The following is a 16,855-nucleotide window of genomic DNA, read 5'->3' on the forward strand; positions in this document are numbered from 1 at the left end:
GAGCCGGGCTCACTCCTGCACCAGGGTGACGACGCGCACGTCGGGCATGGCCGAGAGGTCCATGCGGCAGTTGGCGCCATAGGACGGCACGCTCAGCTCGTCTTCCTTCAGGGTCCAGCTGACCGGCAGGTCCCAGAAGTCGCGGAACTGCTGCTCGAACTTCTTGGACAGGCCGAAGCTGGTGGCGAACATGTGCTGCACCTGCAGCGACGCCTCCTTGGCCAGGATGTGTTCGCGCTCGCGCTTCATCCATTCCTGCGTGGGCACCGAACGGGCCTTGCGCTGCTGACGGATGTTCAGCCGCTCCAGCGCCGTGGCCTTCTCGTCGGCCTGCCAGGAGCCATCCGGATGGCGGGTGGCGACCACGCCGTGGACACGGCGGGCGTATTCGGGCAGCAGGAAGCCGTTGTCCAGGTCGTCCACGATGGCCGCCACCTCGCGGTCCAGCGGGTCGCCGAAGCCCGGACCACCGCGCAGGTAGTTCAGGTACAGGTCACCGTTGGCATAGCAGTCTTCGGTGGTCATGCACTGGTGGTCGCGCTTGACGGTGGCCTGCGGACCCAGGTGGTTCTCGTAGTCGGGCAGGTCCGGGTTGGCGTCGCCGCCCAGCGGCAGGCTTTCGCCACGGGCGATGCGCTCCATCAGCCCGGTGTGGTGGGCCTCGAAGCGGTAGCCAGTGGCCGAGGGATAGCCGCCCATCAGGCCCCAGTCGCTGTTCATGTAGCCGTTGCCCATGAAGAACATCGTCCAGTCCTGGGCCTTCCAGACCATGCGCAGGGTCTCGAAGCCGTTGCCGCCACGGTACTGGCCGTAGCCGCCCGAGTTGGCCTTGACGTTGCGCCCCATGTAGAGCAGCGGCTCGGCCATCTCCCAGATCTCGATGTCCCCCATGTCGCCTTCGGGGTTCCAGATGGCGGCCGCGTGGTTCAGGCCGTCCTTGATGGCGCCTGCGCCGGTGCCGCAGGAACTGGCCTCGAAGCTGTTGACCGCGTGCACCTCACCGTCCTGGTTGATGCCGCCGCCCTGCAGCCAGTTGCTGGTGTTGGCATTGCCCGCGTTGACCTCTTCCAGGTAGCCGCGGCTGAAGTAGGCCTGCGACAGACCGCGCCACATCGTCGTCCAGGCGCTGACCAGGAAGTGCCAGGCGTAGGCGTGGCCGGTGCGCCGGTCGTCCGGGTTGTTCCAGCCGCCCTTGGGCATGTGGAACTCGGTGCCGTAGTAGGCGCCGTCGTTGATGCGCTGGGTGGGCACCAGGGTCTGGGTCATCATCACCCAGATGCCGCTGGTGAAGGCCACCTGGTGGGCGTTGTAGCTGTGCCAGCCCCAGCGGCTCGCGCCTTCAAAATCCAGCCGCCAGCTGCCGTCGCGGCGGATCTCCATCTCCACCGGCGCATGCATGATGGAGTCGAGCTTGGCGAAGGCGTTCGAGGTCTGCACGTCCGGGTGGGCGTAGGGCACGTCGACGAAGGCCACCTTGCGGTAGATGCCCGGCAGCGTCATCGCCTTGATGCGGGTGGCCAGGCCGCGGCGGCCCTCCTCGATCACCTCGTAGGCGAACTTCTCGTAGGTCTCCAGCCCTTCCTCGGCGATGGTGTCCTCCACCAGCTGGCGCACCATGTGGCAACCGGCGATGCGGGTCTTCTCGTCGAGGATCCAGTACTTGGGTGTGCGCACCGAACGCTGGCTCTCGTGCAGCCAGTCGCGCAGCGGCGTGTCGTTCACCCCGGTCTTGCGGCAGGTGATCATGTAGCCGTCGCCGAAGCGCTGGGTCTGACCGGTGGACATGGAGCCAGGCGTCACCGCACCGGTGTCGATCACGTGGGTCACGCCGCCGACCCAGCCGATCAGCTTGCCGTCGTGGAAGATGGGCACGATGGTGGCGATGTCACAGGGATGGACGTTGCCGATCGCGCAGTCGTTGTTGGTGAACATGTCGCCCGGGTGGATGCCGGGGTTGGCCTCCCAGTTGTTCTCGATCATGTACTTGATCGCCGCGCCCATCGTGCCGACGTGAATGATGATCCCGGTGGAGGTCAGGATGCAGTCGCCCGCGGCGTTGTAGAGGGTGAAGCAGAGCTCGCCCTCCTGCTCGACGATCGGGCTGGCGGCGATTTTCTTGGCCGTCTCGCGCGCATGGACCAGGCCGCCGCGCAGCTTGGAGAACAGCTTCTCGTAGCCGATGGGGTCGCGCTCGCGCAGTTCCAGGTGTTCCAGCCCGTTGTAGTGGCCGGTGGCCGCGGTGCGGGCCAGGATGCCGTCGCGGAATTCCTTGAGGGTCTGGCCGGTGCCCAGCAGGTCGGCACGGCCCAGTTCACGTTGCGTCATCATGTTCATGGTGTGTCTCCTTGGGCGTCACAGGGTCTGGCCGTCGTGGCCGACTTCGCGCAGGTGGAACAGGCGGTGCTTGTCCAGCGTCGTCGCAAAGCCCTTGGGCACGACGAAGGTGGTGGCATCCGATTCGATGATGGCCGGGCCGAAGATCTCGTTGCCGGCCTTGAGCGCTTCCATCTTCCAGATCACCGCCTCGTACCATTCCTTGTGGCGGTAGAGCTTGCGGGTGCCCAGGCGGGCGGCGGCGGGCGGCGTGGCCTCGCCGATGGGGTCTTCCGGCAGCACCGGCTTCTGGGTGACCACCATGCCGCGCATGATGGCGCTGGTGACCGAGAAGCCCAGCTCCGGCGAGCGCGCCGAGCTGGCATAGACCCGGCCGTAGGTGGTTTCGAAGGCGGTGACGATCTTCTCCCAGTCCTCCGCGGTGGCGGCCGAGGACACCGGCGAATCGATCTCCAGGTCGTTGAGCTGGCCCATGTACTGCATGCGGTAGCCCGGCCGCAGGATCACGTCCTTGGCCTCGAAGCCGTTGATGCGGAACTCCTCGATGACCTTGCCGGCCAGCTCGCTCCAGGCCTGCTGGATGGTGGCCGAGGCCTGGGCCTTCTCGCCGTCGCTGGCGTCCTGCGGCACGGCCAGGTCCACGCTCTTGTCGTAGCGGTACTCGAAGTCCGCGCAGGCGCAGCCGAAGGCCGAGAAGCCCGCGGCCCAGGCCGGCACCACCACGTCCTTGAAGCCCAGGCCCTCGGTGTAGCCGTAGGTGTGCACCGGGCCGGCGCCGCCGTAGCTGAAGCAGACGAAGTCGGTCGGGCTGTAGCCCTTGGCGCTGACGTTGGAGCGCAGGTACTCCCGCAGCTGCAGGTCCAGCAGCTCGATCACCCCGGCCGCGGCGTCCTCCACCGACAGGCCCAGCGGATCGGCGATCTGGGCCTTGATGTGCTGGCGGGCGCGATTCACGTCCAGCTGGATGGCGCCGCCCAGGAAGTTGTCGGGGTTGAGGTAGCCCAGCACCACGTGGCAGTCGGAGACCGACACCGTGTCCAGCCCGCTTTCGGGCCAGCAGGTGCCCACGCGGTAACCCGCGCTGTCCGGCCCCAGCTTGATGGCGCCGCTGTACGGGTCCAGCCGCACGAAGCTGCCGGCGCCCGCGCCCACCGAGTCCATGGTCACCAGGGGCAGCGAGAGCACCAGGCGGGCCATGTCCGGGTCGGAGGCGATGGCGAAGCTGCCCTTGGTGATCAGCGCCATGTCGAAGCTGGTGCCCCCGATGTCGGAGCAGGCGATGTTCTCGTCGCCCAGGGCCTCGCCCAGCAGCTTGGAGCCGATCACCCCGCCGATCGGACCGGACACGATCGTGCGCGCCAGCTCCTTGGCCTTCCAGCTGATGGTGCCGCCGTGCGTGGCCATCACCCGCAGGTCGAACTTGGCGCCGTGCTTCTTGAAGCGGTCGCTGACCTTTTTGAGCGTCTGGCGCGAAGGTTCGGCCGCGTAGGCCTCCAGGATGGTGGTGTTCATCCGGTGGCTTTCCTTGCGCTGCGGGTAGTAGTCCACCGAGGCGAACACCGGCAGGTCCACCCCCATGGCCTGCAGCTCCTCGCGGCAGACGTCGCGCGCCCGGCGCTCGCTGGTGCCGTTCTTGTGCGACTGCAGCAGGCAGATCACGATGGCCTTGGCGCCGGCGGCCACCAGCTCGCGGGTGGCCTGGCGAACCTCGGGCTCGCGCAGCGGGATCACCACCTGACCCTGCACATCGGTGCGCTCGGTCACGCCACGGGTGCGCTTGAGCGGCACCAGCGGCTGGTCGTAGCGGTGGGTGTTCAGGTGGATGCGCTCCTCCAGCGCATAGCCCAGGTAGCTCTGGATGGCCCGGCCCATCGAGTGCACATGCTCGAAGCCCTTGTTGACCATCAGGCCGACGTCCAGGCCCTTGCGCTGCACCACCCGGTTGAGCATGGCGGTGCCGGAGTAGACGCAGGTCACCAGCTCGGGGTAGACGTCGTCCACGTCACGCTGCCAGTGGGCCAGCGCGTCGCGCGAGGAGTTGAAGATGGCCAGCGATTCGTCGGCCGGGTTGCTCTGGGCCTTGCCCACCACGAAGCGGCCGTCCTCGCGGACGAAGAAGGTGTCGGTCATCGTGCCCCCGGCATCGATGCCCATCACCTGCACCTTGGATTGCTGCAGTTGCATGAGCTTGTCTCCATCTGTCGGATGCGACGCCGGTGTTCCGGTCGCCGGAGGTCCGCGGCTGCGGCCTCGCCAAGCTCATTGCAGTGCCCATGCCACGGCGGACGGCCTTCCGGCGGCCCCGCGGCAAGTGCTTGATTTTGTTCAGCGCCCCTGGTGAAGACCCCGAGGGATGCTGCACTGCGGCAGCGCCGAGGGGCGCCACCGCGGGCGTTCGATTTCCGGCCGGACGGCGCGGAATCGAACGTCGCGCCCAGTCAATGGCCGGGCGTGGTCGGGGGGCTCAGTGCGCCGCTTCCCAGCTCGGCCCGAAGCCCACCTCGGCCACCAGGGGCACGCTGAAGGACGCCACGCCGGCCATCAGACGCGGCACGGCCTCGCGCACCCAGTCCACCTCGGCCTCGGGCACCTCGAAGACCAGTTCGTCGTGCACCTGCATCACCATGCGGGTGGCGCGGCCCTCGGCATCCAGCGCCTGCTGCACCGCGATCATCGCCAGCTTGATCAGGTCGGCCGCGGTGCCCTGCATCGGCGCGTTGATGGCCTGGCGCTCGGCGCCGGCGCGGCGCGGGCCGCTGCCGCCCTTGATCTCCGGCAGCACGATGCGCCGTCCGAACTCGGTCTCGACATAGCCGCGCTCGCGGGCCCGCTCCTTGGTGGCCTCCATGTAGCGCTTCACGCCGGCAAAGCGCTCGAAGTAGCGGTCGATGTAGTTCTTGGCCGCCTTCTGGTCGATGCCCAGGCTCTGCGCCAGACCGAAGGCACCCATGCCGTAGATCAGGCCGAAGTTGATGGTCTTGGCATAGCGCCGCTGCTCGGGCGTGACCGCCTCGGGCGGGATGCCGAAAACCTCGCTGGCGGTGGCCCGGTGCACGTCCATGCCCTCGGCAAAGGCCTTGTTCAGGCCCGGGTCGCCGCTGATGTGGGCCATGATGCGCAGCTCGATCTGCGAGTAGTCGGCGCTGGCGATCACATGGCCCGGCGGAGCGATGAAGGCCTCGCGCACCCGCCGGCCCTCGGGCGTGCGGATGGGGATGTTCTGCAGGTTCGGCTCGTTGCTCGACAGCCGCCCGGTGACGGCCACCGCCTGCGCGTAGTTGGTGTGCACCCGGCCGGTGGCCGGGTTGATCATGCCGGGCAGCTTGTCGGTGTAGGTGCCCTTGAGCTTGGCCAGGCTGCGGTGCTCCAGCAGCTTGGCCGGCAGCGGGTAGTCGGCTGCCAGCTCCTGCAGCACCTCCTCGTCGGTCGACGGGGCGCCGGTGGCGGTCTTCTTCTTGACCGGCAGGCCCAGGCGGTTGAACAGGATTTCGCCGATCTGCTTGGGGCTGGCCATGTTGAAGGGCTGGCCGGCGATGGCGTAGGCCTCCTGCTCCAGCGCGATCATGCGCTCGGCCAACTGCTGGCTCTGGGCCGCCAGCCGGGCCGGGTCGATCAGCACGCCATGGCGTTCGATGCGCTGCAGCACCGCCACCGTGGGCATCTCGATCTCGGCGTAGACGCGCCGCAGGCCCGGCTCGGCCTGCAGCTGCGGCCACAGCGTGTCATGCACCTGCACGCACATCTCGCTGTCCTCGCCGCTGTAGGTGCTGGCGCGCTCCACGTCCACCTGCGAGAAGGAGATCTGGTTGGCGCCCTTGCCGCACAGGTCCTCGTAGCTCAGGCCGTGGCGACCCAGGTGGCGATCGGCCAGGCTCTCCAGGCTGTGCGGCTTGTGGGCCTCCAGCACATAGCTTTCCAGCAGCGTGTCGTGCACATAGCCCTGCACCCGGATGCCGTGGTTCTCGAACACATGCAGGTCGTACTTGATGTTCTGGCCCAGCTTGGCCGCGCTGGCGTCTTCCAGCCAGGGGCGCAGGCGCGTCAGCACCTCGGCCAGCGGCAGCTGGTCCGGCGCGCCCGGGTAGTCATGGCCGGTCGGCACATAGGCAGCCCGGCCGGGCTCCACCGCGAAGCTGATGCCGACGATGCGCGCACGCATCGGGTCCAGCGAATCGGTCTCGGTGTCCAGCCCGGTCAGCGGCGCGGCCTTCAGGCGGGCGATCCAGTCGTCCAGCTGTTCCCAGCTGGTAAGGGTCTGGTACTCGCGTGCCAGCACGGGCGCCGGGGGTGCGGCGACCTCACCCGCAGAGGCCTCGCCCGCGGCGACAGGGCTCGCCGAGGCGGCGGCTGGCACCGGCTGGCCCAGGGCGCGCAGGCTGCTGCGAAAGCCGTAGCGGGTGTAGAAGTCCACCAGCCCGTCCTGGTCGGGCGCGCGCAGGGCCAGGGCGCCCAGCGCCGGCCAGGCCGGCACCTGGGCCCCCAGCTCGCAGTCGGTCTTGACGGTGATGAGCTGGCGGCCCATCGGCAGCCAGCCCAGGGTGGCCCGCAGGTTCTCGCCCGCCACGCCCTTGATCTGCTCGGCCGCGGCGATCACGCCGTCCAGCGAGCCGTGTTCCTGGATCCACTTGACCGCGGTCTTGGGGCCGACCTTGGGCACGCCGGGCACGTTGTCCACCGTGTCGCCGACCAGGGTCAGGTAGTCGATGATCCGGTCGGGCGGCACGCCGAACTTCTCGGTCACCCCCGCCACGTCCAGGCGCTCGGGCGGCTTGGCCATCGTGTTGATCAGGGTCACCTGCGGCGTCACCAGCTGGGCCAGGTCCTTGTCGCCGGTGGAGATCACCACGGTGTGGCCGCTCTCAGCGCCCACCCGGGCCAGCGTGCCGATGGCGTCGTCGGCCTCGATGCCGGGCACCTCCAGCACCGGCCAGCCCAGCAGGCGCACCGCCTCGTGGATGGGCTCGATCTGGGCCCGCAGGTCCTCGGGCATGGGCGCACGCTGGGCCTTGTACTCGGGATACCACGCGTCGCGGAAGGTAGGGCCCTTGGCGTCGAACACGCACACGGCATGCTCGGCCGGCACCTGCTCGCGCAGCCAGTTCATCATGTTGACCATGCCATGGATGGCACCGGTCGGAAAACCATCCGGGCCACGCAGGTCGGGCATGGCATGAAAAGCACGGTACAGGTAGCTGGAACCATCGACCAGCAGCAGGATCTTCTCGCTCATGGAAGCGGATTGTGCTTGCTTCCGTAGAATCAACACCCCATGAACGCCCTCTCCCTGCCCACCCTGCTCGCGGGCCTGCTCATCGGCAGTGCCGGCCTGGCCCAGACCGCCCCCGCGGCGGCCTCGGCGCCGGCTGCTGCCGAACTGCCCGCGCTGCCCGTGACGGACACCCCGGCACCGGGCAGCAAGGTGCCTGAACCCCAGGTGCTGCATGTGGTGACCGAGGACGACAACGTCCGCATCGAGGAGTTGCGCGTGCGCGGCCAGACCCAGCGCATCACCGTGCACCCCAAGATCCCCGGCCTGCCGGCCTATGACATCGTGCCGCCCCAGGGTGGCAAGCTGCCGCAGGACGACAAGTCCGCCGGCCAGCGCGTCTGGCTGAAGCTGGATTTCTGAGCCGCGGCTGCGCGCCCGGTTCCCCACTCCTTTCATTCCAAGCATTCATGGCGGTTTACACCGAGGTCAGCGCCGAACAGGCCGGCTCGCTGCTTGCGCAGCTGGGTCTGGGCCCGCTGGTCGAGATGCAGCCCATCGGCAGCGGCATCGAGAACACCAACTACTTCGTCACCACGCCCGAGGGCGACTGGGTGATGACGCTGTTCGAGCGCCTGTCGCACGATCAGCTGCCCTTCTACCTGCGCCTGATGCAGCACCTGGCCCAGCGCGGCCTGCCGGTGCCCGAGCCCCGGGCCAATGCCCAGGGCGGGCTGGTGCAGACGGTGGCGGGCAAGCCCGCCGCACTGGTCAACCGTCTGCAGGGCGAGAGCCTGGACGCGCCGGACCTGCACCACTGCCGCGAACTGGGCGGCGTGCTGGCCCGCATGCACCGGGCGGTGGCCGACTTCCCGCTGCAGCAGCCCAACCTGCGCGGCCTGCCCTGGCGCGAGGCCACCGCCCCGGTGGTGCGCCCGCATCTGGCGCCGGCCGATGCAACCCTGCTGGACCAGGAGATGGCCCACCAGCGCGAGCTGCACGCCAGCGCGGCCTACCAGGGCCTGCCCAGCGGGGCCGTCCACGCCGATCTGTTCCGCGACAACGCGATGTTCGCCGGCCTGCCCGGCCGCGAGCGCCTGAGCGGTGTGTTCGACTTCTACTTCGCTGGCACCGACACTTTCGTCTTCGACCTGGCGGTGGTGCTCAACGACTGGTGCGTCGACCTGGACAGTGGCCGGCTGGACCTGCCGCGCGCCGAGGCGCTGGTGCGCGCCTACCAGGCCGAGCGTCCGCTCTCGGGCACCGAGCTGCGCCTGCTGCCGGCCCTGCGTCGCACCGCGGCGCTGCGTTTCTGGCTTTCGCGCCTGTCCGACTGGCACTTGCCGCGCGAGGCCAGCCTGCTCCAGCCCAAGGACCCGGCCCACTTTGAACGCGTGCTGCGCGACGCCGCCGAGCGCCCCTGGCACGCCGACGTCTGACCGCATGGCACTGATTCTCAAGACGGTGCCAGCCTCGCAGGGGCTGGTGTGGGTGCGGCAAGGCCTGCAGGAGTTCGTGCGCCACCCGCTGAGCTACACCGCCCTGTTCATGGCCTTCATGCTGGTGGGCGCCATCGTGTCGCTGCTGCCGGGCTTTGGCGAGGTGTTGGTGCTGGCCGGCATCCCGCTGCTGACGCTGGCCTACATGATGGCCACTGCCGCCAGCCTGCGCGGCGTGCGGCCCTCGCTGTCGGTCTTCGTGGCACCCTGGCGGCATCTGCCGGTGGAGCGTCGCCGCGGTCTGCTCACCCTGGCCCTGGGCTACGCCTTCCTGACGCTGGTGCTGCTGATGGCCTGCAACCTGTTCGACCGCGGCGGGGTGGACGAGCTCATGCAGGGCGTGAGCCGAAACGCCGACCCGGACGAGTTGCAGCGCCTGGCCGACGCCCCCGGCGTGATGGCCGGGATGCTGGCCCGGGTCACCGTGACCTTGCTGCTGAGCATGCCTTTCTGGCATGCCCCGGCGCTGGTCTGCTGGGTGGGCCAATCGCCGGCACAGGCCATGTTCTCCAGCGTGCTGGCCCTGTGGCGCTGCCGCAGCGCCTTGCTGGTCTACGGCCTGGGCTGGATGGGGCTGATGATGCTCACCGGCGTGGTCCTGAGCCTGCTGATGGTGTTGCTGGGCGGCACCTCGCTGATGGGCCTGCTGTCGATGCCGCTGGCCCTGGCGCTGACCTCCGCCTACTATGTGTCCCTGTTCTTCACCTTCCGCGACAGCTTCGGCCAGGCGGAGTGACCCCGACTGCCACGAGGTTCTCGCCATGTCCCGACGTTTCTCTGCTCTTTTGGTCCCGATCCTGGCGACAGGCTGCCTGTGCGCCCTGGGGGGCTGCGCGGTCGTCGAAGTGGCGGGGGCGGCCACAGGTGCGGTCATCTCGGTGGGCGCCAGCGTGGTGAGCACCGGCATCACGGTCACCGGCAAGGCGGTGGGCGCCGGGATCGACGCGGTCAGCGGCGGCGACAAGCCGGCCCCCTGAGCCCAGCCCGAGCGCTGCGGATGCCGCGCCGGTTCGCTCAGTAGTCAGTAGTCGCGGCGCAGCGACACCTGCAGTTCCACCTCGCCCGCCAGCCGGGCCGCTTCAAAGTCGGCCTCCAGGGACTGCAACGCCAGGGGGTCGGTCACCGACACCGACTGGATCCCCACCGCGCGGTCGCGCCCCATGGACTTGGCCGTGTAGAGCGCCATGTCCACCAGGTTGACCGCACGCTCCCAGCCCAGCGCCACCTGGTGCACCGGCAAGGGGAAGGCGGCATAGCCCAGCGAGGCCGACACCGGCAGGAAACGACCGGCGTCCAGGGCGATGGACTCGTCCCCCAGCGCACGCAGCACCCGCAGCGCCAGCGCGTCCAGGGCCTCGCCCTGCAGGTCCGGGGCGAAGATCAGGAACTCCTCCCCGCCCCAGCGGCAGACGATGTCTCCGGCACGCACCGATCCGTCCAGTCGGCGGGCCACCTCGATCAGCACGGCATCGCCCGCGGGGTGCCCGAACTCGTCGTTGATGCGCTTGAAGTGGTCCACATCCACCAGCAGCAGCGCGCCGCGGAAGGCCGCACCGCCGCGGGTGGCCAGCACCTCGCGGAAATGCCGGCGGTTGGCCAGGCCGGTCAGGGGGTCCCGCTCGCTCTGCACCCTCAGCAGGGCCTCGCTGTGGCGCAGGCGGCGGGTGGCGTCGCGCGCGCGCAGCGCCAGCATGCCCACCACGCCGGCCGCCAGCCCCAGCAGCACGATGGCCGCCACCCAGATCCGCTCGATCAAGGTCTGCGTCTGCAGGTGGGACGAGCGCAGGGCGTTTTCCCGCTCCAGCAGGTCCAGCTCGCGGCGCTCGGCCTCGGTGCGGTAGGTGGCCCGCATCTGCGCCAGGATGGCCGCCTGGTTGTCGGCATTGATCTCGGCGCGCAGGGCCTGTTCGCGGTGCAGCAGCTCCAGGGCGCCGCGCACGTCCCCTTGCGCGGCCAGTGCATCGGAGCCTTCCTGCAGGGCCACCCGCATGGCGGCGCGGGCACCGGTGGCTTCCCACAGCTTCAGGGCGGCCTCCATGTCGGCACGCCCCTGGGCCACCTGGCCGAGCTGCATCTTCGCCAGGCCCCCGTTGTGCAGCAGGGTGGGCTGGCCGCGCAGTTCATGGTGCCGCCGCAACACCGGATAGGCACGCTCCACCGCCTGCAGGGCTTCGCGGGGCTGCCCTGCGCGCCGCAGCAGGTCGCTCAGGCTGGGCAGAATGCGCGCCTCCAGCCGGGGTGAATGCAAGGTCTCGGCCAGCCGCAGGCACTGCTGCATCAGCCGAAGCGCGGTGGTGGGATCCCCACCCTCCAGCGCCAGGCGGGCCTCGGCAAAACGCACCCAGATGAGCGAGCGGGTGTCCCCATGACGCCGGGCCACCCGGTCGGCCAGGGCGATCAGCGCACGGGCCTGGTCCACATGGCTGAGCGCCTGCTGGAAGACCGCCTGCATCGCCAGGCTCCAGGCTTCCAGCCCCGGATCGCCCCCGCGCTCGGCCACGGCGTGGGCCCGTTCTGCCAGGTTCAGTGCGTCCACCAGATCGCCACGGACCTCGGCACGCTGGGCCTGCAGGTGCAGCGTGCGCCACCAGGCCCGGTAGTCGCAATCGGTCGCTGGTTGACGTGAGCCACAGGCCTGGTCGTAGGACTGGTCGCCCAGCCGGCCCTGGCGGGTGGCCTCGCCCGGATGGCCGAGCAGGTCCTGCAGCACGGCCTGGATCAGGGCCTGGTCCCCGCGCAGCTCCGCCCGAAAACGGGCATCGGCCAAGCCGTCGGCCGCCAGGGACTCGAGCGTGTCGAGGGCGCGACGCACGTCGTCCTCCATGCCCGACCGTGCGGCCACCAGACCACGGGTGCGGGCCCGCATCCGCTGCCATTCGATCACGGACACGCCGCCAGCGGGGGGTGGCGCCTGCTCCAGCTCGGCCAGCACCGCCTCGGGCTGGTCTTCGCCGCGGTTGAGCCACTCGTCCGAGACATCGCTCAGGGCGCGGCCCAGTCCGCCTTCCCCGAGCTGGAACACCGGCACCGCCCCTGCGGCGCTAACGCCCACCAGCCACAGGACCGCCTGCAGAAGCAGCCGCCCACCCAGCCGTCGGTGGAAAGCCAGGCCACTCATTCGGTCTGCCCCACCACATCCGGCCCGTGGATCTCGACCAGCTGCGCCTCGTCCCGGCGCCACACGGCCTCCAGGTCCTGCATCTGGCGGGCCACCATGTCCAGATCGCAGGCGGTCATCCGCCGGATGCCCACCGCGCGGTTGCGGCCCTGGGTCTTGGCGATGTACATGGCCGCGTCCACCAGATCGATGGCCATGGACCAGGGCACGTCCAACTGCTGGGGTTGCAACGGGAAGCTGCCAAAGCCGATCGAGGCCGTGACCGCCACGCGGTCCGGGCCGACCACCACCGGCAAGGACGCCAGTGCGGTCAGCAGGCGCTGGGCCAGCAACTCCGCCGGCTCCCCCCCCTCGCCGGGCACCAGGATCATGAACTCCTCGCCCCCCCAGCGGACGACGACATCTTCCTCGCGCAGCACCGCCTGCAGGCGGCGCGCAACCTCGATCAGCACGGCATCTCCGCCGGCATGGCCGAAGTTGTCGTTGATGCGCTTGAAGTGGTCCAGGTCGAGCAGGTAGAGCGTGCCACCGGCGTCCTCACCCTGGGCCATCAGGCGCTGGAAATGCCGGCGGTTGGCCAGACCGGTCAGCGGGTCCTGCTCGCTCTGCACCTTCAGGCGCTCGTTGACGCTGTGCAGCGCCTTTTGCGCGGCCTTCATCCGGCGGTGCAGCAGGGCCAGCAGCAGCACCGCCATGCCCACCCCCGCCATCACCAGGGCCCAGAGCTTGAAACGCAGCTCGGTCTGGCGCAGGGCCTCTTCCTTGAGCTGGTTGTCGTCGGTCAGCAGGCTGCGCTCGTGCTTGCGACGCTCGGCGTCGAAGCTCTCCTGCAGCTCCACCAGCGCCTTCTGCTGGCTGCGCTGGAAGGCCTGCTCCGACATGGCACGGTGCTCGCGGTAGACCTGCAGGGCTTCGGAGAGATAGCCTGCCTTCTCCAGGTAGTGCGCCAGGTCGGCCAGGGCCTCGGCCTGCGGCACCACCTCGTCGGCACGCCGCTGTTGGTCCAAGACCTCACGCACCAGCGGCAGGCCCTCGTCCTTGCGGCGCATGGCGATCAGCGCCAGCCCGGTGTTGAAGTCGGCCAGCTGCTCGACCTCGCTGGATCGCAACTGCCGGGCCAGGGGCAGCGCCTGCTGGGCCTGGGCGTAGGCCTGCCGGTAGTCGCCCTGGCGCAGGTAGTGGTCGCTCAGGTTGGCCAGGCCCATCGCCACGCTCAACTGATCCCCGGCCTGCCGCGCGTACTGGATCGACTGGCTCAGCGACTGCAGGGCCTGCATCTCCTTGCCCTCGTCGGTCAGCAGGATGGACTCCACCGTCGTGGCCTCCGACAGCGAGACCCAGTCCTCGTTCGCCTGCGCCAGCACCTTGGCCTCGTCGTTCAGGTGGCGGGCCCGCTCGCGCTGTCCGGCCCGCAGGTAGATGTAAGCCAGGCCGCTGAGCAGTTCGCTGCGGCGCCAGGGTTGCCCCCGGTCCACCAGACGCAGGGCCTGTTGGGTCAGACGCGCGGCCTCGTCGAAGTGGCCCAGGTTCTCCTCCACCGAGGAGTGGATCACCAGGCAGGACATGTGGATGGGCACTGCCGTGCCAGCGTCCAGCAGACGCATGGCTTCTTCCAGCGGCTCATCGGCCCGGGTCAGTGAGCCCTGCAGGCGCGCCAGGTCACCCTGCAGACAGCTGCTGGCCACTTCGGCATCGCGCCGCAGGGCCACCGGCCCCTGGCGGGCGAGCTCACGCACCTGTTGCAGCAGAGACTCCGCCGCCTCGGGCTGCGCCAGCGAGATGCGCAGGCCGGTCATCAGCCGCAGGATCTCCAACCGCCGGGGCGAGTGCGCCGCCTCCTGGCTCAGCAGCGCTTCGAGTTTGCGAACAGCATCGGCCGGATGGGCCCGCGCCTCGTACTCCAGCAGGGCCAGGTCGTCGCCCGGGCGCACCACCGGTTCAACCGCCCAGGCCGCAGCCCCTCCGCCCAGCATGAGACACAGCAGGCTCAGGAATCGGACCAGGGGCGCGCGGGACGCGCGCGAAAAGGCGGCGGGGCTCACGGCGGTGGCGAACGGACCTTCAGTCGATGGGCGTGAGCTTGGCGATCGACAGTGCCAGCCATTTGGCGCCATGCCGTCCGAAGTTCACCTGGGCCCGCGCATCGGGGCCTGATCCTTCCAAGGTCACCACCACTCCTTCGCCAAATTTCGCGTGGAACACCGACCGCCCCACCTTGAGCCCATGCCCGGCGGCCTCGGCGGCCGCCGCCTTCATGGTGGCGGGCACCGGCGGCTCGGCCGCAGGCTGCCAGCCGGCGTTGCGCCGCCCGGCCCCCACCATGGAGCCCAGCCCGCTGCCGCGCTGCCAGGCCGCCTGATAGTCCCTTGCAAAACCCGAGCCAAAGCCCTGGGTGCGGGGCGTGAGCCATTTCAGGGCGCTCTCGGGCAGTTCGTCCAGGAAGCGGCTCTTGACGTTGTAGCGGGTCTGACCGTGCAGCATCCGCGTCTGGCTGAAGCTCAGGTACAGGCGCTGGCGGGCCCGGGTGATGGCCACGTACATCAGCCGCCGCTCCTCCTCCAGCCCATCGCCGTCGGACAGTGCGTTCTCGTGCGGGAACAGCCCTTCCTCCAGCCCGGTGATGAACACCGCGTCAAATTCCAGCCCCTTGGCCGAGTGAACGGTCATCAGCTGGATGGCGTCCTGGCCGGCCTGTGCCTGGTTATCACCGGCCTCCAGGGCCGCATGGGTCAGAAAGGCCGCCAGCGGGCTCATGATCTCGCCAGTCTCGGCGTCAGGCGTCAGATCCACCGGCGCGGGCGCCTCGGGCACGTCGGGCGAGCGCGGTGCGGCGATGCTGCCCGGGCCGAGTTCGTCCACCGGCAGCGCCACGGCGTCCTTGCCGAAGCCCTCCTGGGTGACAAAGGCCTCGGCCGCAGTGACCAGTTCTTCCAGGTTCTCAATGCGGTCGGCGCCTTCCTTCTCGGTGCGGTAAAAGTCCACCAACCCGGAGCGGTGCAGCATGTGCTCGATGATCTCGCGCAGCGTCAGGCCCAGGGTCTCGTTGCGCATGCCGTCGATCAGCGCGTTGAAGCCCGCCAGGTTGGCGCCCCCCTTGCCACCCACCGCGCCCACGCTCTGCCACAGGCTGCGGCCGCTCTGCCGGGCGGCGTCTTGCAGCTGTTCCAGCGTGCGGGCGCCGATGCCGCGGGTCGGGAAATTGACCACCCGCAGGTAGCTGGTGTCGTCGTGGCAGTTCTCGATCAGGCGCAGGTAGGCCAGCGCATGCTTGACTTCGGCCCGCTCGAAGAAGCGCATGCCGCCGTAGACGCGGTAGGGAATGCCGGCGTTGAACAGCGCCGATTCGATCACCCGCGACTGGGCGTTGCTGCGGTAGAGGATGGCGATCTCGTGGCGCGCCATGCCGCCGCGGTGCAACTGCTGGGCTTCTTCCAGCACCCACTGGGCCTCGTTGAAGTCGCTGGCGTTTTCCTGCACCCGCACGGGCTCGCCGGGCCCCGCTTCGGTGCGCAGGTTCTTGCCCAGGCGCCGGCTGTTGTGGGCGATCAACGCGTTGGCCGCGTCCAGGATGTTGCCGTAACTGCGGTAGTTGCGCTCGAGCTTGATGACCTTCTTGACGCGGAACTCGCGCTCGAAGTCGCTCATGTTGCCGACCTGGGCGCCGCGGAAGGCGTAGATGCTCTGGTCGTCGTCGCCCACCGCCAGCACCGCGGTGTGCGGGCCGGCGAACATCTTCAGCCACAGGTACTGCAGGCGGTTGGTGTCCTGGAACTCGTCGACCAGGATGTGGCGGAAACGGCGCTGGTAATGCTCACGCAGATGCGCGTCGTCGCGCATCAGCTCGTAGGTGCGCAGCAGCAGCTCGGCGAAGTCGACCACGCCCTCGCGCTCGCACTGGTCCTGGTAGGCCTGGTAGATCTCGGCCATTTTCTGGGTCTGGCCATCGTGCACCGGCACGTCGCCGGGGCGCAGGCCATCTTCCTTGGAAGCGGCGATGAACCAGGCCACCTGCTTGGGCACGAAGCGCTCCTCGTCCAGGTTCATGGCCTTGATGACGCGCTTGACGGCCGACAGGCTGTCGCCGCTGTCCAGGATCTGGAAGGTTTGCGACAAGCCCGCCTGCTTCCAGTGCGCCCGCAGGAAGCGGTTGCACAGGCCGTGGAAGGTGCCAATCCACATGCCGCGCACATGGACCGGCAGCATCGCCCCCAGGCGGGTCATCATCTCCTTGGCCGCCTTGTTGGTGAAGGTCACGGCCATGACGCCACCGGGCGAGATCTGCCCGGTCTGCAGCAGCCAGGCGATGCGGGTGGTCAGCACGCGGGTCTTGCCCGAGCCGGCCCCGGCCAGGATCAGGGCAGGTTCGGCTGGCAGGGTCACCGCCGCCAGCTGTTCGGGGTTGAGGCCACGCAGCAGCGCACCCGTGTCCACCAGGGACGGGGCGCGCTCGGCCTCCGGATCATCCGGGAATTGCATCGCGGCATTGTAGGGATCGCCCTCCCCGGCCGGATGGCCCCCCACCCGTTCAAAGCGACAGGCTTTTTCAGGATCGTGCGCGTCACCGCCTTGACGTAGAATCGGTCACCGGGCCCAAACTCTGGCGTCCGGTTTCTTGTGTCCGCACCGTTCCCCGCTGAACGGCCCTCGCGGCACCACCGGGGTTCCAGGTCAAGCGCTCGCAGCCCATGCCAGCGCACT

At 69.3% G+C, this 16,855-nt stretch carries 10 protein-coding genes; 4 read left to right on the forward strand and 6 right to left on the reverse strand.

What is annotated here, in order from left to right:
• Window positions 1-9 precede the first annotated feature (9 nt).
• The 3 genes from M0L44_RS05915 to polA form a co-directional block, all read right to left on the reverse strand.
• Window positions 10-2,334: a hydantoinase B/oxoprolinase family protein gene (locus M0L44_RS05915; protein WP_252768730.1), complete on the reverse strand. Its 2,325-nt coding sequence runs from the start codon at window positions 2,332-2,334 to the stop codon at window positions 10-12.
• A gap of 18 nt (window positions 2,335-2,352) precedes the next feature.
• On the reverse strand, window positions 2,353-4,518 hold the full coding sequence (locus M0L44_RS05920) for a hydantoinase/oxoprolinase family protein (RefSeq protein WP_252768731.1): 2,166 nt from the start codon (window positions 4,516-4,518) through the stop codon (window positions 2,353-2,355).
• A gap of 280 nt (window positions 4,519-4,798) precedes the next feature.
• Window positions 4,799-7,564 carry a DNA polymerase I gene (polA, locus tag M0L44_RS05925; protein WP_252768732.1) on the reverse strand — a complete coding sequence of 922 codons (2,766 nt, stop codon included), beginning with the start codon at window positions 7,562-7,564 and terminating at the stop codon, window positions 4,799-4,801.
• 39 nt (window positions 7,565-7,603) lie between these two features.
• Between polA and M0L44_RS05930 the strand changes: the two genes are divergently transcribed.
• Genes M0L44_RS05930 through M0L44_RS05945 form a run of 4 tightly spaced genes read left to right on the forward strand, consistent with a single transcriptional unit; the run spans window position 7,604 to window position 10,016 of the window.
• Window positions 7,604-7,963 (forward strand): hypothetical protein, encoded by a 360-nt coding sequence (locus M0L44_RS05930; RefSeq protein WP_252768733.1) that lies wholly within the window; start codon window positions 7,604-7,606, stop codon window positions 7,961-7,963.
• Window positions 7,964-8,010: 47 nt separating this feature from the next.
• Window positions 8,011-8,979, forward strand: coding sequence for a homoserine kinase (locus M0L44_RS05935; protein WP_252768734.1), 969 nt, complete (start codon window positions 8,011-8,013; stop codon window positions 8,977-8,979).
• A gap of 4 nt (window positions 8,980-8,983) precedes the next feature.
• Window positions 8,984-9,775, forward strand: coding sequence for a BPSS1780 family membrane protein (locus tag M0L44_RS05940; protein WP_252768735.1), 792 nt, complete (start codon window positions 8,984-8,986; stop codon window positions 9,773-9,775).
• Between the two features lie 25 nt (window positions 9,776-9,800).
• The gene (locus M0L44_RS05945) at window positions 9,801-10,016 is read left to right on the forward strand and encodes a hypothetical protein (RefSeq protein WP_252768736.1); all 216 of its coding nucleotides are present in this window, start codon (window positions 9,801-9,803) and stop codon (window positions 10,014-10,016) included.
• A 44-nt stretch (window positions 10,017-10,060) separates the two neighbouring features.
• Here the strand turns inward: M0L44_RS05945 and M0L44_RS05950 are convergent, their stop codons facing one another.
• Genes M0L44_RS05950 through M0L44_RS05960 form a run of 3 tightly spaced genes read right to left on the reverse strand, consistent with a single transcriptional unit; the run spans window position 10,061 to window position 16,633 of the window.
• Window positions 10,061-12,157, reverse strand: coding sequence for a diguanylate cyclase domain-containing protein (locus M0L44_RS05950; RefSeq protein ID WP_252768737.1), 2,097 nt, complete (start codon window positions 12,155-12,157; stop codon window positions 10,061-10,063).
• Entirely contained in the window at window positions 12,154-14,199 is a 2,046-nt protein-coding gene (locus tag M0L44_RS05955) for a diguanylate cyclase domain-containing protein (protein WP_252768738.1), read from the reverse strand. Before M0L44_RS05955 ends, M0L44_RS05950 begins: the two co-directional genes overlap by 4 nt.
• A gap of 19 nt (window positions 14,200-14,218) precedes the next feature.
• Entirely contained in the window at window positions 14,219-16,633 is a 2,415-nt protein-coding gene (locus tag M0L44_RS05960) for a UvrD-helicase domain-containing protein (RefSeq protein WP_252768739.1), read from the reverse strand.
• Window positions 16,634-16,855: the final 222 nt, after the last annotated feature.

Origin of the sequence: Ideonella oryzae, assembly GCF_024055665.1 — a bacterium.
Lineage (GTDB): Bacteria > Pseudomonadota > Gammaproteobacteria > Burkholderiales > Burkholderiaceae_C > Ideonella > Ideonella oryzae.